General features: G+C 62.7%; 24 protein-coding genes. 15 read left to right on the top strand and 9 right to left on the bottom strand.

The genetic code is table 11. The features are described from left to right. Window positions 1–22: 22 nt before the first annotated feature. Window positions 23–346: a hypothetical protein gene (locus tag HY26_RS00795; protein ID WP_034769204.1), complete on the bottom strand. Its 324-nt coding sequence runs from the start codon at window positions 344–346 to the stop codon at window positions 23–25. Between the two features lie 256 nt (window positions 347–602). On the opposite strand from HY26_RS00795, the gene HY26_RS00800 reads away from it, so the two are divergent. The 3 genes from HY26_RS00800 (at window position 603) to HY26_RS00810 (ending at window position 3,934) form a co-directional block, all read left to right on the top strand. Then, complete coding sequence (locus HY26_RS00800; RefSeq protein WP_065383251.1) at window positions 603–1,814, top strand: pyridoxal phosphate-dependent aminotransferase; 1,212 nt, start codon at window positions 603–605, stop codon at window positions 1,812–1,814. Window positions 1,815–1,903: 89 nt separating this feature from the next. Next, window positions 1,904–2,368: a Dps family protein gene (locus tag HY26_RS00805; RefSeq protein ID WP_051600285.1), complete on the top strand. Its 465-nt coding sequence runs from the start codon at window positions 1,904–1,906 to the stop codon at window positions 2,366–2,368. A 93-nt stretch (window positions 2,369–2,461) separates the two neighbouring features. Further along, the gene (locus HY26_RS00810; RefSeq protein WP_065383250.1) at window positions 2,462–3,934 is read left to right on the top strand and encodes a sodium:solute symporter family protein; all 1,473 of its coding nucleotides are present in this window, start codon (window positions 2,462–2,464) and stop codon (window positions 3,932–3,934) included. Between the two features lie 159 nt (window positions 3,935–4,093). Here HY26_RS00810 and HY26_RS00815 read toward each other — a convergent pair whose 3' ends face one another. The 4 genes from HY26_RS00815 to pdeM form a co-directional block, all read right to left on the bottom strand. Further along, window positions 4,094–4,999: a LysR family transcriptional regulator gene (locus HY26_RS00815; RefSeq protein ID WP_034769208.1), complete on the bottom strand. Its 906-nt coding sequence runs from the start codon at window positions 4,997–4,999 to the stop codon at window positions 4,094–4,096. Between the two features lie 39 nt (window positions 5,000–5,038). Then, on the bottom strand, window positions 5,039–6,538 hold the full coding sequence (locus HY26_RS00820) for a pyridoxal-dependent decarboxylase (protein ID WP_051600287.1): 1,500 nt from the start codon (window positions 6,536–6,538) through the stop codon (window positions 5,039–5,041). Between the two features lie 67 nt (window positions 6,539–6,605). Continuing rightward, on the bottom strand, window positions 6,606–7,223 hold the full coding sequence (locus HY26_RS00825) for a helix-turn-helix transcriptional regulator (RefSeq protein WP_065383249.1): 618 nt from the start codon (window positions 7,221–7,223) through the stop codon (window positions 6,606–6,608). A gap of 354 nt (window positions 7,224–7,577) precedes the next feature. Then, entirely contained in the window at window positions 7,578–8,303 is a 726-nt protein-coding gene (gene pdeM, locus HY26_RS00830; protein ID WP_034769211.1) for a ligase-associated DNA damage response endonuclease PdeM, read from the bottom strand. A 249-nt stretch (window positions 8,304–8,552) separates the two neighbouring features. On the opposite strand from pdeM, the gene HY26_RS00835 reads away from it, so the two are divergent. Then, a complete protein-coding gene (locus HY26_RS00835; protein ID WP_065383248.1) occupies window positions 8,553–9,674 on the top strand; it encodes an acyltransferase in 1,122 nt (373 codons plus the stop codon). A gap of 79 nt (window positions 9,675–9,753) precedes the next feature. Here the strand turns inward: HY26_RS00835 and HY26_RS00840 are convergent, their stop codons facing one another. Further along, window positions 9,754–12,261 (bottom strand): ligase-associated DNA damage response DEXH box helicase, encoded by a 2,508-nt coding sequence (locus HY26_RS00840; RefSeq protein ID WP_065383247.1) that lies wholly within the window; start codon window positions 12,259–12,261, stop codon window positions 9,754–9,756. Window positions 12,262–12,359: 98 nt separating this feature from the next. Between HY26_RS00840 and HY26_RS00845 the strand changes: the two genes are divergently transcribed. Further along, on the top strand, window positions 12,360–13,046 hold the full coding sequence (locus HY26_RS00845; RefSeq protein ID WP_034769216.1) for a hypothetical protein: 687 nt from the start codon (window positions 12,360–12,362) through the stop codon (window positions 13,044–13,046). Window positions 13,047–13,060: 14 nt separating this feature from the next. Here the strand turns inward: HY26_RS00845 and HY26_RS00850 are convergent, their stop codons facing one another. Beyond that, the gene (locus HY26_RS00850) at window positions 13,061–14,614 is read right to left on the bottom strand and encodes a serine hydrolase (RefSeq protein ID WP_081813221.1); all 1,554 of its coding nucleotides are present in this window, start codon (window positions 14,612–14,614) and stop codon (window positions 13,061–13,063) included. Between the two features lie 178 nt (window positions 14,615–14,792). Between HY26_RS00850 and HY26_RS00855 the strand changes: the two genes are divergently transcribed. From HY26_RS00855 to HY26_RS00870, 4 genes are all read left to right on the top strand, one after another. Beyond that, a complete protein-coding gene (locus HY26_RS00855; protein ID WP_034769217.1) occupies window positions 14,793–15,821 on the top strand; it encodes a ligase-associated DNA damage response exonuclease in 1,029 nt (342 codons plus the stop codon). A 95-nt stretch (window positions 15,822–15,916) separates the two neighbouring features. Then, on the top strand, window positions 15,917–16,378 hold the full coding sequence (locus HY26_RS00860; protein ID WP_051600288.1) for a nuclear transport factor 2 family protein: 462 nt from the start codon (window positions 15,917–15,919) through the stop codon (window positions 16,376–16,378). A gap of 109 nt (window positions 16,379–16,487) precedes the next feature. Beyond that, a complete protein-coding gene (locus HY26_RS00865) occupies window positions 16,488–17,690 on the top strand; it encodes a trypsin-like serine protease (RefSeq protein ID WP_051600289.1) in 1,203 nt (400 codons plus the stop codon). Further along, complete coding sequence (locus HY26_RS00870; protein ID WP_065382754.1) at window positions 17,687–18,259, top strand: hypothetical protein; 573 nt, start codon at window positions 17,687–17,689, stop codon at window positions 18,257–18,259. Before HY26_RS00865 ends, HY26_RS00870 begins: the two co-directional genes overlap by 4 nt. A gap of 72 nt (window positions 18,260–18,331) precedes the next feature. Here HY26_RS00870 and HY26_RS00875 read toward each other — a convergent pair whose 3' ends face one another. Beyond that, window positions 18,332–18,946, bottom strand: coding sequence for a glutathione S-transferase family protein (locus HY26_RS00875; RefSeq protein WP_034769226.1), 615 nt, complete (start codon window positions 18,944–18,946; stop codon window positions 18,332–18,334). A gap of 88 nt (window positions 18,947–19,034) precedes the next feature. Between HY26_RS00875 and HY26_RS00880 the strand changes: the two genes are divergently transcribed. Then, a complete protein-coding gene (locus HY26_RS00880; RefSeq protein ID WP_065382756.1) occupies window positions 19,035–20,636 on the top strand; it encodes a cisplatin damage response ATP-dependent DNA ligase in 1,602 nt (533 codons plus the stop codon). Between the two features lie 69 nt (window positions 20,637–20,705). On the opposite strand, the gene HY26_RS00885 is transcribed toward HY26_RS00880, so the two are convergent. After that, entirely contained in the window at window positions 20,706–21,122 is a 417-nt protein-coding gene (locus tag HY26_RS00885) for an HU family DNA-binding protein (protein WP_034769228.1), read from the bottom strand. Between the two features lie 240 nt (window positions 21,123–21,362). Here HY26_RS00885 and HY26_RS00890 point away from each other — a divergent pair, with 240 nt between their 5' ends. The 5 genes from HY26_RS00890 to HY26_RS00910 all read left to right on the top strand — a co-directional run bounded on the left by HY26_RS00890 (window position 21,363) and on the right by HY26_RS00910 (window position 25,381). After that, window positions 21,363–22,013, top strand: coding sequence for a hypothetical protein (locus tag HY26_RS00890; protein WP_139068774.1), 651 nt, complete (start codon window positions 21,363–21,365; stop codon window positions 22,011–22,013). Window positions 22,014–22,026: 13 nt separating this feature from the next. Beyond that, window positions 22,027–22,863 (top strand): mechanosensitive ion channel family protein, encoded by an 837-nt coding sequence (locus HY26_RS00895; protein WP_051600290.1) that lies wholly within the window; start codon window positions 22,027–22,029, stop codon window positions 22,861–22,863. A gap of 41 nt (window positions 22,864–22,904) precedes the next feature. Then, complete coding sequence (locus HY26_RS00900; protein WP_051600291.1) at window positions 22,905–24,035, top strand: mechanosensitive ion channel family protein; 1,131 nt, start codon at window positions 22,905–22,907, stop codon at window positions 24,033–24,035. Beyond that, window positions 24,028–24,381 (top strand): hypothetical protein, encoded by a 354-nt coding sequence (locus HY26_RS00905; protein WP_051600292.1) that lies wholly within the window; start codon window positions 24,028–24,030, stop codon window positions 24,379–24,381. Before HY26_RS00900 ends, HY26_RS00905 begins: the two co-directional genes overlap by 8 nt. 100 nt (window positions 24,382–24,481) lie before the next feature. Continuing rightward, window positions 24,482–25,381: an SDR family oxidoreductase gene (locus HY26_RS00910; RefSeq protein ID WP_112072745.1), complete on the top strand. Its 900-nt coding sequence runs from the start codon at window positions 24,482–24,484 to the stop codon at window positions 25,379–25,381. Window positions 25,382–25,406 lie beyond the last annotated feature (25 nt).

A 25,406-nucleotide genomic window follows, 5' to 3' on the forward strand; every position in this document is an offset into this window, starting at 1 on the left:
AGCTGGCGCCGTTATGCGAGCTTTAGAGGATGCGGCGGATGAAGTCTTCGTTCACGAAGTTGCGCGGATCGAACGGACTGTCGATCAGCATGCCTGCCAGAAAGCTGAACACCACGACCAGTGTGAACGAGCCGGCAAAGCTGCGGCTGGTGCCGGGATCTGCCGCCCGGGTCGCCGATTTCGAAATGACCAGACAGAACAATATCAGGATGAAGCCGCAAAGCCCCATCAGGCGTTCCATGTCGGAAAGCCGCTCAAACCAGATCTGTGCGTCTCTGGCTGCTTCGTCGATCAGTCTGCCGAGGTCGCGTTCGATCTTCTCGTACGCGTTCGGTATGTTCGCCATTCTCATGACACCTCTCCTCCCCTGCCACAGGAAAAGAAAGCTCCCTCAACCGCGGGGCAGGATCGCATATAATCTTTAAATATCGTGCGCCGCGTGACGTGAAATCGCGCCAGCCCGCGCCATGCTTTGTTAACCATCGCCGTGCCCGAAATGCCGCGGGAACAGGGCTTGCGGGCACCGTCTGCGAAGCGTATTGCGGGCACGGCCCGGCGCTCCTGCCGGGGCCGAACTCCTGGGACCGCCTCAAGGACTTATCATGGCTGCTGATCTCCGCCTGTCGGACGCGCTCGACCGCGTCAAACCCTCTGCCACCATCGCCGTCACCACCAAGGCGGCCGAACTGAAACGCGCTGGCCATGACGTCATCGGCCTCGGCGCGGGCGAACCGGATTTCGACACGCCGGAGAATATCAAGGCGGCCGGCATTCGCGCCATTCAGGAAGGCAAGACCAAGTACACACCGGCCGACGGCCTGCCGGAGCTGAAGGAAGCCATCTGCGGCAAGTTCAAGCGCGAAAACGGTTTGACCTATACCCCAGCCCAGATCCACGTCGCCCCGGGCGGCAAGCCGGTGATCTACAATGCCCTCGTCGCGACGCTGAACCCCGGCGACGAAGTCATCTGCCCGGCCCCTTACTGGGTGTCCTATCCGGAAATGGTGCTCATGGCAGGCGGCGAGCCGGTGAAGGTCGAGTGCGGCCCGAACTCCAGCTACAAGCTGACACCGGAGGCTCTGGAAGCGGCGATCTCGCCGAACACCAAATGGCTGATCCTGAACTCGCCGTCGAACCCGACCGGCGCGGCCTACACCCGTGACGAGCTGAAGGCGCTGGCCGATGTGCTGCTGCGCCACCCGCACGTCTGGGTGATGACCGACGACATGTATGAGCACCTCGTCTATGACGATTTCGAGTTCACGACGATCGCCCAGGTCGAGCCGGCCCTGTGGGAGCGCACGCTGACCATCAATGGCGTGTCGAAAGCCTACGCCATGACCGGCTGGCGGATCGGCTATGCCGGCGGACCTGACAAGCTGATCAAGGCGATGAGCAAGGTGATCAGCCAGACGACCTCGAACCCCTGCTCGATCAGCCAGTATGCCGCCATCGAGGCCCTGAACGGCCCGCAGGATTTCCTGCCCGTCCGCAAGGCCGCCTACCAGGCCCGCCGCGACATGGTGGTCGAGGGCCTGAACAAGGCGCCCGGCCTGCACTGCCCGACACCGGAAGGCGCGTTCTATGTTTATCCGTCCTGCGCGGGCGTGCTGGGCAAGACGGCTCCATCCGGCAAGGTGATCGAGACGGACGAGGATTTCGCCACCGAACTGCTGGAAACCGAAAAGGTCGCCGTCGTGTTCGGCGCTGCCTTTGGTCTCTCCCCGGCGTTCCGTGTCTCCTATGCGACCTCGGAAGAGGCCCTGAAGGAAGCGCTGACCCGGATTCAGCGCTTCTGCGAAGCCCTGAAATAGATTTTCCCTATAGGTTGCCTGCGACCATTCGATTGGCTGCAACAGCAGCAAATCCCCATATGATTGGGGTAACCAGAAGGAGAGATTTCATGCCGATCGACATCGGACTGACGGAAGACCAACGGGCCCAATCCGTGGAGGCACTGAAGAAGCTGCTGGGCGAGACCTATGCGCTCTATGCCAAGACCCATGGCTACCACTGGAACGTGACCGGCCCGCGCTTCAACGAGCTGCACGCCATGTTCATGACCCAGTACACAGAGCTCTGGGCCGCCCTCGACGAGATCGCCGAACGCATCCGCGCGCTCGATCATTTCGCCCCGGGCTCCCCCGGTGAGATGACGGACCTCGCCACGATCAAGCCGGACAACGGCATCCCGGATGCCAGCGACATGGTCGCCAACCTCGCCAAGGGGCATGAGGCCGTCAGCCGTGCCGCCAAGCACGGGATCGAGGTGGCCGAGAAAGTGGGCGACGCTGTCACGGTCGATCTGATGACCCAGCGGGCCACGATCGCCGAGAAAACCGCCTGGATGCTGCGCGCCAGCATCTGAGGCATCCGGCCAGCAAAACAAACCGCTTGCGCGGCGGCCAAAACCTCATAACCGTTTCGCTCTTCTGACGGACTGAGACGGGAGATCTGGCGGATGGTCGCTGCGCTTGCAGTTTATATTGTCCTTCAGTTTGCCATCGCCATCTGGGCCAGCCGGTTCGTCAATTCCGAAGCCGATTACTTTGTCGCCGGGCGCCGGCTCGGTGTGCTGATGGTCGGCGTGTCCGTGTTCGCCACCTGGTTCGGGGCGGAGACGGTGATGGGCGCCTCCGGCGCCGTCGCGGAGGAAGGCCTTGCGGGCGGGCGGGCAGACCCGTTTGGCTACACGCTCTGCCTGATCGGCATGGCCCTCTTCCTAGCCTACAAGCTGCGCGATTCCGGCGTCATGACGTTTCCGGACTACATGCAGCTGCGTTTCGGTGCACGGGCGGAGGTCACCGCCGCTGTGCTGACCATCCCCACATCGATTATCTGGGCCTCGGCCCAGCTCCTCGCCATGGGACAGATCCTGTCGGAGACGGCAGGGATAGATCTCGGCTTTGCTCTGTTTGCAGGCGCCGTGATCATCATCGCCTATACGACGATTGGCGGCCTGCTCGGCGATGCGATGACCGACATGGTACAAGGTAGCGTGATGATGGGCGGCCTCGTCGTCCTGCTGATCACGGTACTGGCGACCGGGGACTTCTCCTTCTCTCATATCGGGCCGGAACAGATGCAATGGCGTCTCACCGAAGAGGACGGCACGAAGGAAAGCTGGCTCTCCATGATCGACGCCTGGATGACCCCCATTGTCGGCTCGCTCGTGGCGCAGGAGGCAATCTCCCGCTTCCTCGGTGCGAAGTCCGCCAGCATCGCCCGTATGGGCTGCTACCTCGCCTCCGGGCTCTACCTGGTGCTCGGCGCCATCCCGCTGATCATCGGCCTGCTCGGCCATGCGGCAGGGTTCGAGGCCGAGAGCACCGACAGCTACCTGCCGGAACTCGCGCGGCAATACCTCTCCCCGCTTATGTACACCGTGCTGATGGGCGCGCTCGTTTCGGCCATCCTGTCGACCGTGGACACGACGCTGCTGGCCGTCTCCGCCATTGCCAGCCGGAACCTGATCGAGCGGGTGGCGCGCAACCTGCCGGAGCCTCGCAAACTCCTCTTCGGCCGCTCGCTGACCCTGCTGGCGGGTCTCTTCGCCTATGCCATCGCGGCCTCGGGCGAGACGATCAAGGGCCTTGTCGAGATTGCCTCCTCCTTTGGCTCGGCGGGCATTGCCGTCGCGCTGCTGATCGGACTGCATTCCAAATTTGGACGCGAAATGGCGGCCCTCGGGGCCATGGTGGCCGGGGCGCTCGCCAGCTTCTTCGGTGAGGGTATGCCGGCCTGGTTCGTCAGCCTGTTCGACGAGGCAACAGCGCAGTCCATGCCCGGCTGGACGCAGGGCTATGAGGGTTCATACCTGTTTGCCGTACTCGCTGCGTTGGCGGTCTATCTGGTAATTGGCCAGTTGGAATCCCGCGGCCTGATTGGGGATCGAAAAAAAAGCCCGGCTGCGATTGACGCGCCGGGCTTGTGAGTATCGGGTCCCGAAGGGGGAGGAAACGCCCAATCGGAGGAATGATTGGGTAATGCCCGGGACCCTTGGCATGACGCCTAGATAGTCCCTTTTCGCACTTGCACAACCACCACTGCGTCAGATCACTCATGCAATTATGCATGATTAACTGCAGTTAATTTACACCTGCCGCATGGCTGAGCGGCGTAGCTGTTCTGTTTCAGCTGTTACGAAGTCGCGGAAGGCCGCAACCCGCTTCGAACGGCGCAGATCGCTTGGGTAGATAAAGTAGAGATCGAAGATCGGGCCGACATTTTCCGGCAAGACCTTCACCAGCCGCGGCATGGTGGAGGCCATATAGTCCGGCACGTCCGCAATTCCGAGACCGGCATCGACCGCACGGAGCATGGCGAAGACATTGTTCACCTTCAGCGTGGCCGGGCGCGGCGGGGCGTCGTCGCGGCCGACACGGCAGGCAAAGCTCATCTCCTGCAGGGGCGAGCTTTCGTCGCCATAGGCGATGATACGGTGATTATCGAGGTCCTGCGGCGTGCGCGGCATGCCGGCGGTCTTCAGATATTCCGGCGAGGCGTAGAGGTTCGTCGCCACCGTGCCGAGCTTGCGCTGGATCAGGTCTGCCTTGTCAGCGGCCCAGAGGCGGATAGCGCATTCGGCCTCCAGCTTCAGGAGGTCGTATTCCCGGTCTTCCAGGCGCAGGTCGAGGTGCAGGTCCGGGTGCTTCTTCACAAAGCCGCCGAGCCGCGGCACCAGCCAGGTGGACCCGAAGGCCACCGGCGCGGACACAATCAGTTCGCCCTGCGGGGTTTCCTGCTGGTCACGCAGCGCCGTGTTCGCAGACTGGGCTGCCTGCGCCATGTCCATGGTCGAGCGGAACAGTGTGTGGCCGGCATCGGTCAGCACAAGGCCGCGGGCATGGCGCTGGAACAGCGACACGCCCAGCGTTTCCTCCAGCGCCGCGATCTGGCGCGAGACAGCCGACTGCGAAATGCCCAGCCGGTCTCCGGCGGACGTCAGGCTGCCAGCTTCCGCTGCAGCATGGAAAGATCTCAGTTTGCCCCAATCCATCTGTGACTTCTGACCGTTTCTTGTGCCTGCGGCAAGGGCCTAGCCCGCATCCTTGAGCGCCGCTTCCTTAACTGCTGCAACTTCCGGCGAAGCGGCGATGCGCTGCACTTCATCCAGCAGGATGTCGAGATCGGCGCGGGCCGTGCGGTGATTGGTGATATTCACGCGGATGGCGAGGCGCCCTTTCAGCCGCGTGGTCGATGGCGCGGCGCTCCCCTGCTCCTGCAGCTGGATGACGATCTCGTCGTTCATCGCATCGAGCACAGCGTCAGAGAGGCCGGGCTCGGTATAGCGGAAACAGCAGATGTTCAGCGCCACCGGCGCCAGCAATTCGAGGCCCGGCGTCTTCTCCACCTGCTCGCCGAGATATGAGGCCTGATAGCAATTACGCTCGATCATGCGGCCGAGGCGGTCGGTACCGAACTCGGCGATCTGCGCCCACACTTTGAGGGCCCGGAACCCACGTGACAGCTCCGGCCCATATTCAACAGGCCACGGATTACCGCCTGCAAGGCCGCGTGCCTTGGCGGTCAGGTAATCCGGCCGGTCGGTAAAGGCGGCGCGGTGCAGTTTCTCGTCGCGGATGAGGGCGAAGCCAGCATCGTAATTGACGTGCAGCCATTTATGGAAGTCGAAGGCCAGCGAGTCGGCGCGCTTCACGCCGGTCAACCGGCCCTTCACCCGGTCGCTCAGTACACCGAGCGATCCGAAGGCGCCATCGATGTGGAACCACATGCTCTCTTCGGCGGCGAGGTCAGCCAGTTCTTCCAGCGGGTCGATCGCGCCGACATTCACCGTGCCGGCCGTGCCGATCACGATGAAGGGCGTCAGGCCCGCTTCCCGGTCGGTGGCGATGGCGGCCTTCAGCGCGTCCATGTCAATCTCGAACCGGTCATTCGCCGGGATCTTGCGCAGCGCATCCGTGCCGAGGCCCAGGAGGTCAAACGCCCGCGCCACGCAGGAATGCGTCTCGGTCGAGGTATAGCCGACGAGGCCATGCCCGCAGATGCCTTCCTTGCGGCTATGGAAGTTCAGCCGCGCATCGCGCGCCACCTTCACCGCGATGATCGTCGCGATGGACGTACCGGAGACGACGATGCCGCTCGCGGTCTCCGGAAACTCGAACAGTTCCCGGCACCAGGCGACGACCTGCTTCTCGACATAGATCGCGCCATGGTCGCGCCCGCCGACATTGGCGTTCATCGCGCTGGCGGCAATCTCGGCCAGCAGGTTTGCCGGCGTGCCGGAGCCGTGCACCCAGCCGAAGAAACGCGGATTGGTATTGCCCGCGCCATAGGGCAGCAGCGCCTCCATCCGGCCCATCACGTCGGGCACACCCCAGCCCTCGCGGGGCAGCGGAGCCTTCAGCGTGTCCTTGATCTCGCCCGGCAGCTCTGTCCACACGCGGCCCTGGCGCGCGTCCTGCAGCCGGTCGATGGCGGCATCCAGCATGTGACGGGCCTGCGCGCGGAATTCGTCCCAGTTTTCCGGGTCGAGGGATTCCTGCGGTGTCGGCTCTTCAATGGGCTTGTCAGTCATGCGCGCGTAATCACCCGCTTTTAGGCGTTTTGCAAAGCACCGGATGTCACAAGGGTGTCAATAATTTCTATTGGCTCGCCCATAAAATCCGCGCGATCCACGCGATTTCACCCGGTTTGAACTCACGCGTGGGATAGTCGGGATTCAGCGAGGCCAGCGCGATTGTGCGGCTGTTTTTCCGCTCCAGAACCTTCGCCATCACTTCCCCGCCAGTGGTTTTCGCAACGACACGGTCGCCCTTTTTCACCTCTGCCCCGGGGGCAACGATGATCCGGGCCCCCGCGCGGTAGGCAGGCTCCATCGAGTCGCCGCTGATTTCGAGGGCGTAGACCGTTTCCGTGCCGAGGCCGGGGAAGCGCACCTCTTCGCAACCCTGCCCCAAGGGAAAGCCGGCATCGTCGAAATAGCCGTCCCGGCCCGCCTGCGCGAAGCCGATCAGCGGTGCGGCCGCGCCCTGGCGGGCATCGATCGGCGCAGCGAAATCGTCAAAGCCCGAGCAGACCACGTCTAGCACGCGGGCGAGGCTCTCGGTGCTCGGCCAGCGCGGGCGGCCATCGGCGCTCTCGCGCTTCGACGGGTTGAAGGCCGTCGGGTCCAGCCCCGCCCGGCGCGCGAGGCCCGAGGGGGCCAGCCCATGATGGGCCGCCAGCTGGTCAATCCCCCGCCAGATATCCTTGTGCCGCATGAGGCCACACTCCGCCATGTTCGCGGAGGCCAGCGCTATAGGATTATTTGCCTACGGTTAAGCGAGGGAGAAATATCGTCATAGAGCGAATTCCCCCGCGCCAAACTAGTCTCTGGTGAGCTCATACAAGGCGATTGTCGCGGAAACACCGCCTACCAAAATGCACGCAACAAGCAACTGCCACGGTTGCAATAAGCTATCGTTGTTTGGTGTAGCCCAACAGATCGACCCATCATCACAGAACAGGCTGATATACGCCTTTAAAACTCCTAAGCTGGTGACAGCGATGAACAGCGCACACCAAACGAAGATCCCACGATTTCTGCTTACCGGGTACCCCACCCTCGGGAATCTTCACAACTTCCATTGCGCCCCACGCGGAACATCCCCAAGCAGGTTCCCACCCGAAAGCACAAACACTTTCCCTTCGCCGAGGGCAAAGGCCGTCAGGCCTTCCGGGAAGACTTTGCCGAAGGCGTCGTCGAGCACGTTGAGGCCGCCGGTGAAGGCGCCCAGGGCGGGCATCACCAGCCGCGCGCCGTCGCTGGCAAAGCAGCGGCGGCGGACATTCCGTCCACGGCCTTTCACTTTCGCAACGGGATGGAGGTGCCCGGCGACCTCGCCCGCCTCCCCTTCCGGCTCGTGCCGGAAGACGAGCGGGCCGAGGTGAACCGTCTTCTCCGCCCGGCCGCCCAGATGCGCCGGCGGGTCCGGGTCGTGGTTGCCTTCCACCCAGATCCAGTCATGGGCAGAGGTCAGCGCGCGGATGCGCTCCGCATAGGGTTCCGGCAGGCGCAGCTCGGCCGCACGGTCGTGAAAAGAGTCACCAAGCGAGATGATCGTCTGCGGCATCAACTGCGCACACAGCCGCTCGACCACGCCGAGCGTCGCGCCCGTGTCATAGGGCGGCAGCATCTGGCCTCGCGCGGCGTAGGAACTGCCCTTCTCAAGGTGCAGGTCCGAGACGACCAGCAGGCGCTGGCCCGGCCACCAGAGGCCGCCCTCCGGCAGCGGCACGAGCAGCTCGCCCGCAAGATGCAGGAAAGTCTCTTCACGCCGGTTTGCGAGGGCTGCGGTCATGGGCGAACTCTGGACCGGCTCGCAAAACCGGTCAAATGCCGAATGCCGCCACGCGTCCTGCTGCCAAAGGCGGCCCGAGAAGGACGTTCAATTTTCAATGAAATTTCCCCCTCCGTTTGACGCAGAAATTAGGGCCGCTCTGTCATGATGGGCTCGAATTCGGGAATCTGGGCGGGACTAGTTCTGAAAACCGGCAAGTCTCTGTCTGCCCCTCATGGAGGCGGCGCCCACACAGGCGGATCTGCGGAAATGTCCCGCGGTTTTTCACTGTACCTGGACGCCATCCGCTTTCTCGCGGCCGTTTTCGTCTTCGTTTCGCACGCCGGCCATGCGCGCTTCAGTGATGGCTTCCTGAACCGGCTGCGCCAGCTGGACATGGCAAGCGATGCGGTCATCGTCTTCTTCGTGCTGTCCGGCTTTGTCATTGCCTATACGACGCTGGCCAGAACACGCGGCGCGCAGGTTTTCGCCGAAGCGCGGCTGGCCCGCCTTTATTCCGTTGTCATTCCGGCGCTGATCCTGACCTTCGCGCTGGACACGGCAGGCACGATGTTGTTCCCGCAGACCTATCACGCCGCCTGGTACAATGATGCCGGGCGCGCCGAACAATACCTGAAGGCATTTTTCTTCAGCACCCAGATCATGCCCGAAAACATCCGGCTCGGCTCGAATGCGCCCTTCTGGTCAGTCTCGTACGAGGCCTGGTACTACCTCGCCTTCGGCATCGCCGTGTTCGCGAAAGGGCGGATGCGCGCCCTGCTCCTGGCGGCCGTTGCCCTGGCAGCGGGGCCGCGGATCCTTCTGCTGGCGCCCGCATGGGCAATCGGCGTAGGCCTGTTCCTGCACCTGCGGGCTGGAGGCGCGGAGCGGGTGTCGCGGCCGATGGCGCTGATTTTTGCCGCGGCGCCGCTGGGGCTGTACGCCGGCATGCTGGCCGGCGGTGTGCCGCTAAAGCTGACATCGGTCGCGATCGATCTGGGGCTGACGCCCGGTCTGCTCGGGTTTTCCGACAGGTTCGTCTGGGAAAACCTGCTTGGCCTCCTGATTGCGGTGCACTTCCTTGGCGTCTACTGCCTGTCCGGGCAAGCGCAGTGGATGTCCACGCGGGCCGGGCATCTCATCCGATGGTGCGCAGGCGCCACCTTCTCGATCTACCTGTTCCACTTCCCCATTCTCAGCTTCCTGCATGCGCTGCCGGGCTATGACGCCGCCAACCCGCTCCATGTTCAGATGCTGCTGGCCGCGACGCTGGCCGCCTGCTTTGCGCTCGCGGAAGTGTCGGAACGGCGGCTGGATGTCTGGAAACGGATGGTCAGCGCGCTTCTCCAGCGGCTCACCGCCCTCCCGGCGGCCGAGGCGCGCGGCACCTGAGGTTCGTCGCACCGGGCCAAGGTATTTATGGTGTATACACGGTGTTGTTCATGGTCCCGGGGACCAATCTATCCAACACCTAATCGATGCGCATGGCGTCGCGCACCAGCGTGTCTTCCGCCTCGCTGAGGATCGCATCCTGCACGCTCGCGCCGAAGACGGGCTCCTTCCCGATCTCCAGCATCACGGGCACGGCAAAGGGGCTGATCCGGGTGAGCGGCACATGGTCGATCTTGCCCTGGATACGCACCAGCATCTCACCAAGACGCCTGACGTCGAGCAGGCCCGTCGCCGCATCCTGCCGTGCCGCCTGCAGGAGGACGTGGTCCGGCTCATGGCTGCGCAGCACGTCATAGATGAGGTCTGTGGAAAAGCTCACCTGCCTTGAGTTCTTCTCCTTGCCCGGCAGGTTCCGGTGGATCAGGCCGGAAATCTGCGCACACTGGCCGAAGGTGCGCTTCATCAGCGCGCTCTCGTCCAGCCAGGCTTCAAGGTCATCGCCCAGCATGTCCGGATGGAACAATTCTTCCATGTTTGCAGGACTCAAATCTTCCATACCCCAGACGGCCATCGCGTATTCGCTAGCCACAAAACCAGTTGGTTTGGCGCCAATCCGCTCCAGCCGCCGGGTCAGCAACATGCCGAGGGTCTGGTGTGCAAGGCGGCCTTCAAAGGGGTAAGTGACGAGGTAGTGCCGGTCACCGCGCGGAAAGGTCTCGACGAGAAGGTGATCGGGCGGCGGGATCTCGGAACGCAGGCGCTGGATCTCGAACCATTCCTGCACTGGCTGCGGCAGGTGGCGCCATTCAGCAGGGTTGTGGATCATGTGGCGCACGCGGTCGGCCAGGAAGGTCGTCAGCGGGAACTTGCCGCCATTGTAGCTGGGGATCGCGGGCCGGTCGCCGGTCGCGCGGACGACCAGCGCGTCCAGCCCCTCGATGCCGACAAGGCGCAGCACTTCGCCGCCAAACAGGAACGTGTCGCCGGGGGTCAGCTGCGAGAGGAAGTATTCTTCCATCTCGCCCAGCTTGTGGCCGGCCCGAACCGCTCGCGGCTCACCTGCTGTGGGTTTGCCGATAAAGCTCGCCATCCGCACCGACAGCATGGGCGCCTCAACGATGGCGCCGACATTCATCCGGTGCGCCTGCGCATCCCGCGGCGTGCGCGCCACCCAGCGCCCGTCGGGCCGGCGCACGATGCGGTGATAGCGGTCATAAGTCTTCAGCGCGTAGCCACCGGTGGCAACAAAATCGACAATTCTTTCAAAGACTTCCCAGTCCAGGTCCTGATACGGCCCGGCACGGACGATCTCGTCATAGAGCTCCGCAAGATCAAACCCGTCGCCGCAGGCGCGGCCCATGACATGCTGGGCCAGCACGTCGAGCGCGCCCTGTCTCAGGCCTTCGCCATCGATCTCGCCTGCCTCCACGGCGGCCTCGGCGGCGCGGCATTCCAGCACTTCGAACCGGTTCGTCGGCACCAGCACGGCGCGGCTCGCCTCGTCCATCCGGTGGTTCGCCCGGCCGATGCGCTGGATCAGCCGCGCGGCCCCCTTGGGCGCGCCCATCTGGATGACGAGGTCCACCTCCCCCCAGTCGATGCCAAGGTCCAAAGTGGACGTGCAGACAACGGCTTTCAGTTTGCCTGCCGCCATCGCCGCCTCGACTCTTGTGCGCTGTTCCCGCGACAAGGAGCCATGGTGCAGCGCGATCGGCAGGCCGTCCTCGTTCACGTTCCACAGCTCCTGGAACATCAGCTCCGCCTGGCTGCGCGTGTTGACGAAGACCAGTGTCATCGTCGCGCGCTTGATGGCCTCATAAACCTCAGGAACGGCGAACCGCCCGGAATGACCGCTCCATGGAATACGCTGATTTGAAATGAGAATATCGACATCTGCCGAGACGCCGCCTTCGGCCTGCAGGATCCGCACGCCCTTGCCATCGCCGCGCACATCCAGCCAGTCGGCAAGGCCCTGCGGGTCCCGCACCGTGGCGGAGAGGCCGAGGAAGCGGCAGGCCGGCGCCCACTGCGCCAATGTCGCAAGGCCAAGGGAGAGCAAATCCCCCCGCTTGGAAGCCGCGATGGCGTGGATCTCGTCCACGATCACGCATTTGAGGTCGGCAAAGAACTCTTTCGCATGGTCGGACGCGATGAACAGGGCGAGCTGTTCCGGCGTGGTCAGCAGCACGTCCGGAGGGGTCTTGCGCTGCCGCTGGCGCACATGGGAAGGCGTATCGCCCGTGCGCGTCTCGATGCGCAGGCCGAGCCCCATCTCCTCGACCGGCATCATGAGGTTCCGCTGCACATCCGTCGCCAGCGCCTTCAGCGGCGAGATGTAGAGCGTGTGCAGCGCCGGGATGCCGGAATTCTTGCGCGCGCCTTGCTGGCTGAGCTCGATCAGGCTGCCGAGGAAGCCGGCCAGCGTCTTGCCGCCGCCCGTCGGCGCGATCAGCAGCGCGCTCTCGCCAGCGAGCGATGCCTCCGCCAGCGTCAGCTGGTGCGGCCGCGCCGACCAGCCGCGCGCGCCGAACCAGCCTGCGAAAGGCTCGGGCAAGGTAAATGCGGGAGGATGGGCGCTGTCTGGCATGGCTTCAGATTAAACTACCGCAAGACACGGCATTTGCGGGTTTTTTTCCAGTCACTTTCCGGCAAGGTGAGGCCTTCTCCCCAGCTGATGGAAACCCGATGCGCCCTGCCTTCCTGATCGCCCTGCCCCTGTTTGCCCTTCCGGCCTTCGCTGAAACACCGCTGGAAGCCGCCCTCTCCGCACCGGCGGAAGGGCCGGCCTACAAGTTCGACCTGAAGCTCGAAGGTGATGACCTGAACGCTGAGGCGCAGGTCGACCCGTCCTTGCCGGAAGGCGAGCGTCTGGTGCTGATCTCCCCCGCCGCCGACACACTGGAGGGCGACGCCGCAGAGCGCTACGCGGACCTGAAGGCCAACACTTCCGGTGACAAGATCTGGTGCAGCAGCTTCAAGGAGAACATTCCTGCCGACGCGAAGATGATTTCGGAATCCGGCGAGGCCGCCGTCTACAGCTTCACGCCCTTGCCCGGCGACGATGAGGAAACCGCAAAAGTCTACAAGCATCTCACCGGTCGGGTGACGGTGTCCAAGGACGCGCCCGGTATCCTCGCCTTTGAGATGTTCGCTGAAAAGCCGTTCAAGCCTGCCATGGTCGCAAAGATCGACAGCTTCAGCATGAAGGCGAATTGCGCCCGCGCCCCGGATGGGCGGACGTACATCCAGGCCTTCGCGCTGGACATAAGCGGCAATGCGATGATGCAGCCCTTCAGCCAGTCGGAGCGGCGCGAAGTGACCAATCTCGTGGCCCTGCCTGACTCGGCAGACACCGCGCTCGGCCAGCGCTAGGCCCTGGTCCGCCGCTACTCCGTCAGCCCGTACTTCGCCAGGATCTCTTCGCGGATCGCCTGAATGGCCTTCTCGCTGCGCGCGCGCCGGCGGTCGATCTCAGCTTCGATTTCAGCCTCGGCAGCATCGCGCTGCGCGGTGACAGCGGCCCGCTCGTCTGCGGCCGCCTGCAGCGCCATCAGCACATCGCGCGTGAAATTGTTGATGTTGAACCGGGCCCCGCCGATCACATCGAAGCCGCGGCGCACGATAACGGCATTCATGCTGGGCACGATGACGACATACTGTCCGCGATTACCGGCCATGTAGAACGTGTCCGCCGGCACGCCTTCCGCATCCGTCATCAGCCAGAACTGGGCGCCGTAACCCGGGCCGCTGGCCGGCTGGGCCGGTGCCGGAGCCTTCACGAAATCGACCCAGCCTTCCGGCAGGATGCGTTCGCTGCCCCACATGCCGTCCTGCAGGTAGAGCTGGCCAACACGGGCGAGATCCCGCGCCGTCGACCAGACCTGGCTGGATGAGATGAAGTCGCCATTCCAGTCCACTTCCATCGTGGTGTGGCGCGCGCCGATCTTGTGCAGCACAGCCTCGTACGGGAAGCTGTGGAACTTGCTGTCATCCTCCAGCGCCTCCCGCAGGGAGCGCATGGCGATCAGCGTATCGTCATTGGCATATTTGAACCGCTTGCCGGGCATCGCCTCCATCACTTTGGACGCCGCCTGATCCACGACGCGCCCGCCGCCGAAATAGAGCCGGTCGGTGCGCGAACCGGATTCGCCGCTGTCCAGGCCGCTGGCCATGTGCATCAGATTGCGGATTGTAATGTTGCGGCGCGGGTCGGCGCCGGAATCCCAGGCTTCGATCACGGCCGGATAATCGATATCGATCATGCCCTGACGGCGCGCGGCGCCAAGCACAGTGGCGGTGATCGACTTGGCAACGGACCAGGTCCGCTGCGGCGTTTCATGATCGATCCCGCGGGCATAGCGCTCGGCCACGATCTGGCCGTCCTTGACCACAACCACGGCGCTGGTGCGCGTGCCATTGCCATAGGTGCGTTCGTCAAAGGCGAAAGAGACCGGAATGTCGAGACGCTCTGCCTCTTCGGTCCGCAGGCTGACTTTCACATTGGACCCGATGGCACTGCCCCGGTCCTCACCGGTCGCTTCCGGCCAGGCCGCGAAGCGCGGCAGGTAGCCGATCATGATTTCATCAGCGCCTGCCGGCAGCTGGGTACAGCCAAAGCCTGGCCGGTAAACCGCCATGCGCGGCGGCATGGAGCGGTCATACTGCACACTCACCGTCTGCTCGTTCAAGTCGATCTTCGCGTCGGGCAGCTGGTTAAAGGCGCGGCGGTAGTCGGTGTAGATGCCGTCGAGGTCGTTGTCCTCGATCGTCTCCATATCCATGCCCGCAACGAACGTGTCGGAGCAGATGAAGCTCGCTTTCCAGCCAGCTGCCAGCGATTTGTCCATCAGGTCCGTATTCCCGCCCTCCTGGGCGAAAGATGGCATGGCCATCAGGGCCAGCGCGATAGCGGAGGCAAAAACGGAACGGGCTGGCTGCATGTTGGAAAACTCCCTCTTCTCCGGGGGAAGTCTATGCACAGGCTTTCGTGTCGCAAGTGTGGCAACTCAGTTAGAATTTGGAAAAATCTCTGAAAATTCAGGGCGAGGCATTTCTGCCGGGGTTGAAATTGACCGAACCCCGCCTTCCCTGCCGCCAACGGACCGCTACATTAACCGCATGCTCCGCCCGGACCTCCTGCTGCAGCCAACGCCAAAAGGCCTTTATTGCCCGCCGGGGGATTTCTATCTCGATCCCGTGCGCGGTGCAGTCGGCCGGGCTGTCATCAGCCACGGCCATTCCGATCACGCCCGCGGCGGCCATGGCGCGGTACTGTCGCATCCGCACACGCTGGCTATCATGGCGGCGCGATACGGAAAGAATTTCGCGAAATCCACGCAGGCGCTGGAATATGGCGAAGTCATCGACATCAATGGCGTCTCGGTCTGGCTGACGCCCGCCGGGCACATCCTCGGCTCTGCCCAGATCACCGTGGAATACAAGGGCCTGCGGATGACCTTTACCGGCGACTACAAGCGCCGGTGGGACCCGACCTGCGCCAGTTTCGAGCCCGTCGACGGCACGCATGTCTTCATCTCCGAAGCGACCTTCGGCCTGCCGGTTTTCCGTCACCCGCCGACCGAGCACGAAATGGGCAAGCTGCTGCGCAACATCGCGGACTTCCCGGACCGCACGCACTGTGTCGGCGCCTACTCCCTCGGCAAGGCGCAGCGGATGATCCGTCACCTGCGCCTCGCCGGGCATGACGCGCCGATCTACATCCATGGCGCACTGGAAAAGCTCTGCGCGGTCTATGAAGATGCCGGCGTCCCGATGGGCGACCTGCGCCCGGCCACAACGGACGATACATCCAAAGCTGCCCGCGAAGCCTTCCGCGGCCAGGTCGTGATCGCTCCGCCGGGCTCGTTCGAAGGGACATGGGCGCAGCGCTTCCCGGATCCACTGATCGGTTTTGCTTCCGGTTGGATGAGCGTGCGCCAGCGCGCCAAGGCGAGCGGCGTCGAGCTGCCCCTGATCATTTCCGACCATGCCGACTGGGACGAGCTGACCGGCACGGTGCGGGACGTGAATCCCGACGAGCTGTGGGTCACCTATGGCCGGGAAGATGCGCTGGTGCGCTGGGCCATGCTGGAAGGACGCCGCGCCCGGCCGCTGCGCCTGGTGGGCTACGAGGAAGAGGCCGGATAAGGGGGCGGTGAGCGATAACAATTAGTTGCATCGACTTGCACGCCCCTCGGCTTTACGCCTCAAATCAGTTTCAAATTGGCCCCGGAAGGACATTTATGCGTATCAAAAGCTCCCTTCTCAGCATGCTCACCCTGACCACGCTTGGTGCATGCGCAACGCTACCCAGCGCACAGGAACAACTGGAAGCCGCAAACCTTGAAAAGGCGATCTGGTGTATGAATGTCATTGAGGTGGAGCTTGACCTTGAAACGGCCGGCCGCGAATGCATCGCTGACGGCTATATCCAGCATTCGCAGCACGTCCCTGATGGCAAGGATGGCTTCCTTGCCTATTTCGCCGGACGCATTGAGAAATTCCCAGAGATGCATGCAGACGTCAAACGCGCCGCTGCGGATGGCGACCTTGTCTGGCTGCACGTCCATTTCAAGGCGGAACCGGACTCCCGCGGCAATGCCGTGATCCATATCTTCCGTATGGAAGACGGTAAGTTCGCAGAGCACTGGGGCGCAAGCCAGCCGGTGCCTGAAACCTCGCAGCATGGGAATTCCATGTTCTGAGGACACATTCCCTCCTGCGTCTGACTGGCCATGACGATCAGGCCGGTTGACCCCGCCTGCGGCACCGGCATTAACTGCGCACTACGGTGTTCCAGAAGGGGATTTCAGAATGAAACGCCACCTGCTTGCCGGTGCTGCGCTGATCGCGCTGAGTGCCTTGCCCGCTTGCGATGCAGTCCGCCTGCCGGGAATCAATCCGGCGGGCCAGGAAGAGCCCGAAGCCGCACCCGCGACCGAAATGACCGAGAGCGATTCGGATCTGCTGATGGCCGAACCTGAAGCAGACTCTGCAGGCATGGGGGAAACGCCAACCGTCGATCGGGACATGCCTCTTGATGAGGTGCAGGAGGAAACGCTCCTGTCCCCGGAAAGCATTGTTGGCGAAGAAGCGGATGCCGAACCAGAAGTGGACGAAGACGAAAGCGAGGACGCCGCCATCGCGGTTCCCGGCCTGACGTTGGCCGAGTTGAACGCGGTGCCTTGTGGCCTGCCGGCGGACGCCCCGCCCACCCTGACCGTCGGCGCGGTCGCCGGCGCCACCGAGGTCGAAGAGACCGCCGTCGGCGCCGAAGCAGTGAACGGCCTCGCAGCCAGCCTCGCCAGTTTCCCCGGCATTGTGAAGCTGGAGCCCGTGAAACCGGCCCAGGATGGCATGATCGCCACCGGCCATTGCGGCGCGGTGCGCATTGCGGACCACTGGCTGGCGACGGCCGCCCACTGCGTCGACGAGCCGTTCGATCAGCTGCGCATCATCGGCACGGCTGAAAACCTGAGTTCACCGCTGGCCCACACGACCGAGGGGGAGTTTGCCATTTGCCATGGCGGCTATGCCGGCACGGCAAATGGATATGCAAACGACCTCGCCCTGATCCGCCTGTCTGATGAGGAAGTGGAGGCGCTGGGTGATGTGCCCGTCGCCCGCTACGGCGCGACGGATATGCCGCTGGCGCCTGCGAATTATCAGACCGCCGAGATGGCGGGCTGGGGCCTGACGCATTTCGGTGGGAAGCTGTCGAACAGTCTTCTTGCCGCCAGCATCCGCATCACAGGCACCGGTCCTGCAACCATCTATGTCGCCAGCCAGGCAGGTGCCGGTCCCTGTGTCGGCGACAGCGGCGGGCCGCTCTACGTGACCGAGGAAGACGGTTCGAAGACCGCGGTCGGGGTTCTGTCCGTCGTCGAACAGAACCGTGAAACCGGGCAGTTCTGTGCCGGAGACTATAATGGCCGCTACACAAACCTGCAGGGCTATTCGGGCTGGTTGAGCGATGTGATGGCGTTGTGCGACAGCGACGAGGATATTTGCCGGTGATACGTAATCTGATTCTACTCGCGGCCGGGTTCGTTCTCGCGGCATGTGCCAGCCGCAATGCGGATGAGGCGGACCGGTACGCGCCCCTGCCCGCCCGGCCGGATGCTGCATACGAGTTGCCGACCGGCGGCCCACACTCAATCAGCATTTCGATCATGGACTGCCAGACGGCTGGATGCCCGGTCGTGAACGTCCTGCTGGACCCGGACAATTACTGGCAGCGCTCAGCGGAGGACGGCGCCTATTCCGGCATCGCGCCGGGGGATCTGTACGCCGCCGTGAAGACAGCTTTCGAAGATCAGGGCTTTGACGATACCGACAGCGTGCTCGACATCACAAAGGACATTCCGGCCCTCTGCCCGCAATACCTGCAGCGCGGCCGGGTCTATTACATCCACCTTGGCCGGGGGGATACAGGCCAGCGGATCAACTATGACACCGGCTGTTCCGGCTCGCTTGATGCCCGGCGCGCAGAATTTGTGACGGAGGCTCTGGCGGAAATGTCAGATCTCACCCACATATTCGAAGGGGCCGTGACCGTGGAGGACGACATGGGCGACGAAGAGTAAACGACCGGATTTCCCGGCTTCCGGTTTAAGCCTCCGGAAGCCGGACGGTCTTTGTCTGGATCCCGACTTCGCCTAGATCCCGACTTCCATCATTTTCTGCCAACCCGGCCGGGCTTTCATCTTTTCAAGCCACGCCTTGGTCGCCGGCCTGTTTTCCAGCACGCCCTGCGCATCGGACATGAGGATCTGGAATCCCATCAGGCAGTCCGCAGCGGTGAACCGTTCGCCTGCGAAATACGGATATTTGGAAAGGTGCGCCTCAATCGTGTCCGCCGCCTTTTCCCGTTCCGCCGCCATCAAGGCCTTTGCGGGATTGCCGGTCATGTCCACACGGGCAAAATAGACCTGTAGCAAGCCCGGAAGGAACACGGCGCCCTCGGCCGCGTGGATCCACTCAAGATATCGCGGAAACTCCGGAGAGCTGGGACGCGGGTGCAGGTGATAGTCGGTGTCATACCTGCCCATCAGGTATTCCGCGATCGCGCCGGTTTCCGCAATCACGACATCGCCGTCCTCCAGCAAAGGCGATTTGCCCATCGGGTGGATTTTCAACAGGTCCGGCGGCGCGAGGTTCGTCACCTCGTTGCGCTTGTAGTGAACGATCTCGTGCGGCACACCGAGTTCGGCCAGCAGCCAGACGATCCGTTGCGACCGGGATGCGTTAAGGTGATGGAGCTTCAGCGTCATGTGGCGTTCCCTCTCGATGCCCTGATTTAATCGCGCACCGAGGCTTCCGGCGCTGTTATGCGTCGCATTTGGCCCTATGTATCAGTCCATGCAAGCTTTTGCCGACCTGCTCGAACGCCTGCTGCTGACGCCTTCGCGGAATGGCAAGCTGCATTTGATGACGGTCTTCTTCGCGAACGCGCCAGATCCTGACCGGGGCTATGCCCTCGCTGCCCTCACCGGCGAGCTGGACCTGAAAAGCATCAAGCCTGCCGCGATCCGCGCGCTGGCAGAAGAGCGGATAGACCCGGTCCTGTTCAACATGTCGTATGACTATGTCGGCGACCTTGCCGACACGGTCAGCCTCGTCTGGCAAGGAGAGCATGGGGTAAACCGGACCCCGCCCCTCTCCGAGATCGTTGAAACCTTGCAGGAGGCCACACGCGCCGAAGCACCGCGCCTCGTAGCCGGCTGGCTGGACGGGCTGGATGCGACTGGCCGGTGGGCGCTGCTGAAACTGATCATGGGCGGCCTCCGCATCGGCGTGTCAGCGCGCATGGCCAAAATGGCTTTGGCGGACTTCGGCGATGTCGACATCACAGAGATTGAGGAAATCTGGCACGGCCTCGCGGCGCCTTATGAGACCCTGTTTGCATGGCTGGAAGGAAAAACCAGCCGTCCGTCTCCGGATATTGCCGCGCCCTTCCGGCCTGTTATGCTGGCCCATCCCCTGATCCCGAAAGCGGACCGGGACAACCCGGACGCGGTAGACCCGGCGCTCGTCACAGCGGACAGGTTCGCCGCCGAATGGAAGTATGACGGCGTTCGTATCCAGGCGTCCGTTGAAGGTACGGTCCGGCGCATCTACACCCGCACGGGCGACGACATTTCCCACACTTTTCCGGATGTGCTGGCCGGCATGAATTTTCAGGGCACGCTGGACGGGGAGCTGCTGATCCGCACGGAGGACGGCGAAGGCGTCGCGTCCTTCAATGCGCTGCAGCAGCGTCTGAACCGGAAGACGGTCACGAAGCGGCTGATGGAAAGCCATCCGGCTTTCATCCGCGCCTATGACCTGCTGCACGATGGCCATGGCGACCTTCGCGCCTTGCCCTTCCGGCATCGGCGTACCGCGCTCGAAGACTTCATCGCCAGGCATGGAACGGAACAGCTGGACCTTTCGCCGCTCGTCCCCGTGGCGAACCTCAAAGACCTCGATGACTTGCGCATGAACCCGCCAGCCCCCGAAATCGAGGGCCTGATGCTGAAACGCTGGGACAGCACGTATGTGGCCGGACGTCCGGCGGGCCTTTGGTACAAATGGAAGCGTGACCCGTTCCTCGTCGATGCCGTGCTGCTCTACGCCCAACGGGGCCATGGCAAGCGCTCTGGCTTCTATTCCGATTTCACCTTCGGTGTCTGGAAGGACGAAGCGCTGACCCCCGTCGGCAAAGCCTATTTCGGCTTTACGGATGAGGAGTTGAAACAGCTCGACAAATTCGTCCGTGAAAACACGATCGACCGTTTTGGACCTGTGCGGTCGGTCACGCCGGAAATCGTCCTGGAAGTTGCGTTCGAAGGCCTGCAGCGATCGGCCCGTCACAAATCCGGTCTCGCCATGCGGTTCCCCCGCATCAACCGCATCCGCTGGGACAAACCCGCTGAAGAAGCCGACCGGCTGGAAACGCTGGAAGCCTTGTTGCCGGAATAGGACGCGAATAAGAAAAGGCCGGGCGCAAAATACGCCCGGCCTTCAGTAAGTCTGGAATTTCGTCTGTTATCAGACGGATTCCTTGAGTTCCTTCGCAACGCGGAAAGCAACTTTCTTGGAAGCCTTGATCTTGATGGCTTCGCCGGTTGCCGGGTTGCGGCCCATACGGGCCGGACGCTTGCGCACTTCCATCGTGCCAAGGCCCGTGAAACGGACTTTTTCGCCCTTCTTCAGGCGCTTCGTGGTCATGGTGACCAGATCGCCCAGAACAGCTTCGGTCTGCTTTTTCGTCATGCCATGCGCTTCGGCCAGTTCAGCAGCCAGCTGGCGCAGGGTGACGGTGACGACCTTCTTCGGAGCAGCAGCCGTTTTCGCAGCAGTGCGTGCAGCAGGCTTTGCGGCCGGCTTCGCAGCAGCAGCCCGGGTCGTTGCCGGCTTAGCGGCGGGTTTCGCAGCGGCCTTCTTGGCCACAGGTTTCTTTGCCATGAGCAAATTCCTCTATTCCGACTCAAATGAGTCGGCAGGCGAATAGCGTAAAAATGCCGGCCTGCCTTGCTTTTTTTCAGTTCGACGCAATTTTCTACACACACAAACCCTGCCACATGGGTGCTGATGAAACCGCGTCTTCCACTTCTCCTTGTCGTCTTCGGAATCCTTCAGCCGCTCTCTGGCGCGATGGCGCCATGGCTTGGAATTGGCACACCCATCGGGGATGCCACACGCGGAATGCAGGCACCGGAACAGCCCCTGCCCGCCTTCTTTTCCATCTGGAGCCTTATTTTTGGGGCATATATTGCCTTTGCCTACACCACATGGCGCCATCGTGAGCCATGGATGTTGCGCGTCGGCGCACCGCTCGCGCTGGCGGGTGCAGCAAACATTGCGTGGATGTTGAGCGCGCAACTGATCGCTTATCAGCCACTCGATTTCCTGCTCCTGTTTCCCATCGCGGCCTTGTCCTGGACCGCCGCGGCACGTTTCGACCACATGCGAGGCATGGGCGGAAGTGTCGTAAAATTAATCGCAGACGCCGCCACCGGCCTGCTTTCCGGCTGGATTCTCGTTGCCATCAGCATCTCCGTCCCCCTGCTGATTCGTAATTTCACGAGCTATGGCCCAACCGATCTTCCATGGCAGATGCTATGGATCTTTTTGGCAACTGCTGCGTTGGGATCGTGGGTCTTTGCGCGCTATATCAGCCGCAGCCTTTGGTTTTTTGCGGCCCTCGCCTGGGGCCTGATGGGCGTTATCGCCAATAACTGGACGGTGACGGGCATGGGGTGGCTTGCCATCATGACTGGCGTGTCCGGGGTGCTGATCCTCGGCCTGCGCCTGTTGCGCGGCGCAGACGGAACGACTGTCCCAGCCGGAATTTGATACGGAGTACAAAATGGATTTTCTGAACAATATCGACTGGGAAGCCCAGCTGGCGGAACATTGGCCGGTACTTGCAGGTTATGCGCTGAAAGCCGTCGGGGCCTTCATTGTCCTGATCATTGGTCTCCGCATTTCCGGTTGGGTGGCCAGCATGGTGCGCACGCAGGCCACGAAGCGACCGAATATTGACGATACGCTCGGCAGTTTCTTCGCCTCCATCACGCGCTGGTTTCTGACGGCAGCGACAATCATTGCCGCGCTGCAGCTGTTCGGCGTTCAGGCAACCAGCTTTGTCGCCATACTCGGCGCCACGACACTGGCCATTGGCCTCTCGCTGCAGGGCGCCCTCGGCAACATCGCATCGGGCATCATGATCTTGCTTTTCCGTCCCTACAGCGTCGGCCAATATGTCGAACTCGCCGGCGAGGGCGGCACGGTGAAGGACATCAATCTGTTCCAGACCATCCTTGCCTCCCCCGACAATGTTCAGATCATCGTCCCCAACAGCCAGGCGATTTCTGGCGTGATCCGCAACTATGCCGGTTATCCGACACGCCGGGTCGATCTGGTCTTCAGCGTCGATTATGGCGATGGCCTGGAGAATGCGATGGAGGTGATTGAACGGGCGGTGAAAGCCGACGACCGTGTGCTCGCAGACCCGGCGCCCGTAGTGCGCGTCAATACGCTGGGCGCCAGCTCAGTCGACATTGTGGCCCGTCCGTGGGTGAAAACGCCGGACTATTGGGAAGTCCGCTGGACCCTCACCAGAACGGTCAAGGAAGCCCTGGATGCTGCTGGCATCTCCATCCCGTATCCACACCAGGTGAATATCACGCGAGAGGTCAGCTGAAGTCAGTTGTGGCACGCCACGCCGCATGACAGAAGATTTGCATGAAGCTGCAGATAGACACCACAGGCTGGCCGGTATGGGCCACAACGATTGAACCCTATGTCGAGAAATGGGGGTTCGTGCTCCTTTCGGCCATCGCTGTGTGGATCATGGCCGGGCTGGCACGCCGACTGGTTCTGCTGATCGGCAAACGGGCCCTGTCCAAGGACAAGGAGTTCGAGGGGTCAAACTGGGACCTTGCGGCCTCCATCACCCGTGTGTTTGCCCTGATCCTGCTCAGCCCCATTCCGCTCGGCCTTGCCGGGTATGACTGGGAAGCCATGGTGGAGCAACGCGGACCGGGTGCCGTCGGGGCCGTGGCAATCCTCGTGGTCGCGGTGATCATCGCCAATGGGACTGCCCGTTCATTGCGCCGGTTCGGACGGAAAGCGCATCGGCGTACTGGCGCGGACGACACGCTGTTTGCTTTTGCCGCGTCGCTGTTCAAATACCTGATCTTTGCTGTTGCGATCGTCTTTGCGCTGACACAACTCGGCTTCCCGACGGCATCGCTTGCCGCCTTGCTCGGCGCAGCTGGCCTGGCCATCGGTCTTGCCCTGCAGGACACGCTGAAGGCTGTTGCCGCCGGGATCATGCTGGCAATCTTCCGGCCGTTCCGGATCGGTGACTATGTCAGCGTGGCCGGGCTCGATGGTGAAGTGATCGACATCACGCCTTTCCTCACGCAGGTGAAGCAGATCGACAACAAGATCGTCTCCATCACCAATGACAAGGTGTGGGCCGAACCGCTGATCAACCACACCCGTCAGACACGCCGGCGCCTCGATCTCTATTTCGACATTTCCTACGATGACGATATGGACCTTGCCATGCGCCTGGTCCGGGAAGTCGCTGATGCGCATCCGAGAATTCTGGCGGACGATGAAACCTGGGTAGGAATTCACGCCCTCGCTTCTTCCAGCGTCCAGGTTCGCTTGCGCGCCTTCGTGGCGACACCTGAATTCGTCGATGTCCGCGCAGATATCACCAAGGCCGTAAAAGAAGCCTTCGATGCCAATGGCGTAACAATCCCGTTCCAGCACGTTGTCTATGTTCCGTACAAGGCACCGGCTGATGCCAATCAGAGTGCTGCGGCAGCGCCGCCACCCATGGCCCCTTCGGAAGATGACTGACCTTCCCCCCACTAGCGATCCGGCACCGGCGTCCGCTCCGCTGGAGAAGCCCGGCAAGCCGCCGAAACGCCCGCTCCTGCGGCGCCTGTTCGGGATCAGCCTCTGGGGCGGCGTGAAGCTGACCGGGCTTTGCATTCTGGTCGGCTTTTTCGTGATGGCGGCAAACTTCAATCCGGCCGCTCCGGATGCAAACATTCCGGCCGCCCTGGCGGCAATTGCAAAACAGACACTGGCTGCTGCGGGCTGGGCGATCCGTAATTTCTGGAAGCCTGCGCTCGCCGGAGCCACCATTGTCCTGCCACTCTGGATACTCTGGCGCCTGGTCAGCCTGCCATTCCGCAAATAGCAAGCGATCTGTTTTCGCTGACGCCGCGATACGGGCTGTTCAGTCCGGCTGCCCGTCCTATGATCTCTCCAAAACAAGCAGAGATCTCGGGAGGATCATCATGGACACATCCAAACTCATGTTTCGCGACGGCCTGATGAAGGATGAACGCATCCTCATCACAGGAGGCGGCACCGGCCTTAGCAAGGAAATGGCCGAAGGCTTCCTGAAACTCGGCGCGGAGGTGCACATTTGCGGCCGCCGCGGCGGCGTGTGCGAAGAAACAGCGGCCGAACTCATAGAAAAGCATGGCGGCAAGGTCGTGCCGCATGCCTGCGATATCCGGGTCGCCGAAGCGATCACGGACATGAACGATGAGATCTGGTCAAAGCACGGGGCCCTAACGGGCCTGATGAACAATGCCGCAGGCAATTTCATCTCGCGCACGGAAGATCTTTCCATCCGCGGCTTCGATGCGATTTCGAACATCGTGTTCCGCGGTTCGTTCTACATGACGCACGACATCGGCAAGCGCTGGATCGACCAGAAGCGCAAGGGCAGTGTCTGCTCCATCCTGACGACCTGGGTCTGGAATGGCGGGCCATTTGTCGTGCCCTCGGCGATGTCGAAGGCGGCAGTGAACACGATGACGCAATCCCTCGCCGTCGAGTGGGGCCGCTACGGCCTGCGGTTCAACGCGATCGCACCGGGGCCCTTCCCCACCAAGGGCGCATGGGCCCGTCTCTCGCCGGACTCCGGCACGAGCAGCATGGAGCGCTCCACCGCCAACCCGATGGGCCGCGTGGGCGAGATGCATGAGCTGGTGAACCTTGCCGTCCTGCTGATGGCGCCGGGCGCCGAGTACATCAACGGCCAGACCATCGCGATCGATGGCGGCATGTACAACGCCTCCGGCGGAAACTTCAGCGCGCTGGCCGCCTGGAGCGACGAGCAATGGACCGCTGCCCGCGAAGCCATTGAAGGCGCGAATGCAGAGGACAAGGCGAAACGAACCGTGTAGGTTGCGAGCGTTTCGCAATACCAGA

Origin of the sequence: Hyphomonas sp. GM-8P (assembly GCF_003263315.1) — a bacterium.
Classification (GTDB): domain Bacteria; phylum Pseudomonadota; class Alphaproteobacteria; order Caulobacterales; family Hyphomonadaceae; genus Hyphomonas.

Bases quoted from the DNA above. Each gene is read 5' to 3' on its own strand.
- HY26_RS00795 (WP_034769204.1), bottom strand. From the start codon at position 346: ATGGCGAACATACCGAACGCGTACGAGAAGATCGAACGCGACCTCGGC.
- HY26_RS00800 (WP_065383251.1), top strand. From the start codon at position 603: ATGGCTGCTGATCTCCGCCTGTCGGACGCGCTCGACCGCGTCAAACCC.
- HY26_RS00805 (WP_051600285.1), top strand. From the start codon at position 1,904: ATGCCGATCGACATCGGACTGACGGAAGACCAACGGGCCCAATCCGTG.
- HY26_RS00810 (WP_065383250.1), top strand. From the start codon at position 2,462: ATGGTCGCTGCGCTTGCAGTTTATATTGTCCTTCAGTTTGCCATCGCC.
- HY26_RS00815 (WP_034769208.1), bottom strand. From the start codon at position 4,999: ATGGATTGGGGCAAACTGAGATCTTTCCATGCTGCAGCGGAAGCTGGC.
- HY26_RS00820 (WP_051600287.1), bottom strand. From the start codon at position 6,538: ATGACTGACAAGCCCATTGAAGAGCCGACACCGCAGGAATCCCTCGAC.
- HY26_RS00825 (WP_065383249.1), bottom strand. From the start codon at position 7,223: ATGCGGCACAAGGATATCTGGCGGGGGATTGACCAGCTGGCGGCCCAT.
- pdeM (WP_034769211.1), bottom strand. From the start codon at position 8,303: ATGACCGCAGCCCTCGCAAACCGGCGTGAAGAGACTTTCCTGCATCTT.
- HY26_RS00835 (WP_065383248.1), top strand. From the start codon at position 8,553: ATGTCCCGCGGTTTTTCACTGTACCTGGACGCCATCCGCTTTCTCGCG.
- HY26_RS00840 (WP_065383247.1), bottom strand. From the start codon at position 12,261: ATGCCAGACAGCGCCCATCCTCCCGCATTTACCTTGCCCGAGCCTTTC.
- HY26_RS00845 (WP_034769216.1), top strand. From the start codon at position 12,360: ATGCGCCCTGCCTTCCTGATCGCCCTGCCCCTGTTTGCCCTTCCGGCC.
- HY26_RS00850 (WP_081813221.1), bottom strand. From the start codon at position 14,614: ATGCAGCCAGCCCGTTCCGTTTTTGCCTCCGCTATCGCGCTGGCCCTG.
- HY26_RS00855 (WP_034769217.1), top strand. From the start codon at position 14,793: ATGCTCCGCCCGGACCTCCTGCTGCAGCCAACGCCAAAAGGCCTTTAT.
- HY26_RS00860 (WP_051600288.1), top strand. From the start codon at position 15,917: ATGCGTATCAAAAGCTCCCTTCTCAGCATGCTCACCCTGACCACGCTT.
- HY26_RS00865 (WP_051600289.1), top strand. From the start codon at position 16,488: ATGAAACGCCACCTGCTTGCCGGTGCTGCGCTGATCGCGCTGAGTGCC.
- HY26_RS00875 (WP_034769226.1), bottom strand. From the start codon at position 18,946: ATGACGCTGAAGCTCCATCACCTTAACGCATCCCGGTCGCAACGGATC.
- HY26_RS00880 (WP_065382756.1), top strand. From the start codon at position 19,035: ATGCAAGCTTTTGCCGACCTGCTCGAACGCCTGCTGCTGACGCCTTCG.
- HY26_RS00885 (WP_034769228.1), bottom strand. From the start codon at position 21,122: ATGGCAAAGAAACCTGTGGCCAAGAAGGCCGCTGCGAAACCCGCCGCT.
- HY26_RS00890 (WP_139068774.1), top strand. From the start codon at position 21,363: ATGCAGGCACCGGAACAGCCCCTGCCCGCCTTCTTTTCCATCTGGAGC.
- HY26_RS00895 (WP_051600290.1), top strand. From the start codon at position 22,027: ATGGATTTTCTGAACAATATCGACTGGGAAGCCCAGCTGGCGGAACAT.
- HY26_RS00900 (WP_051600291.1), top strand. From the start codon at position 22,905: ATGAAGCTGCAGATAGACACCACAGGCTGGCCGGTATGGGCCACAACG.
- HY26_RS00905 (WP_051600292.1), top strand. From the start codon at position 24,028: ATGACTGACCTTCCCCCCACTAGCGATCCGGCACCGGCGTCCGCTCCG.
- HY26_RS00910 (WP_112072745.1), top strand. From the start codon at position 24,482: ATGGACACATCCAAACTCATGTTTCGCGACGGCCTGATGAAGGATGAA.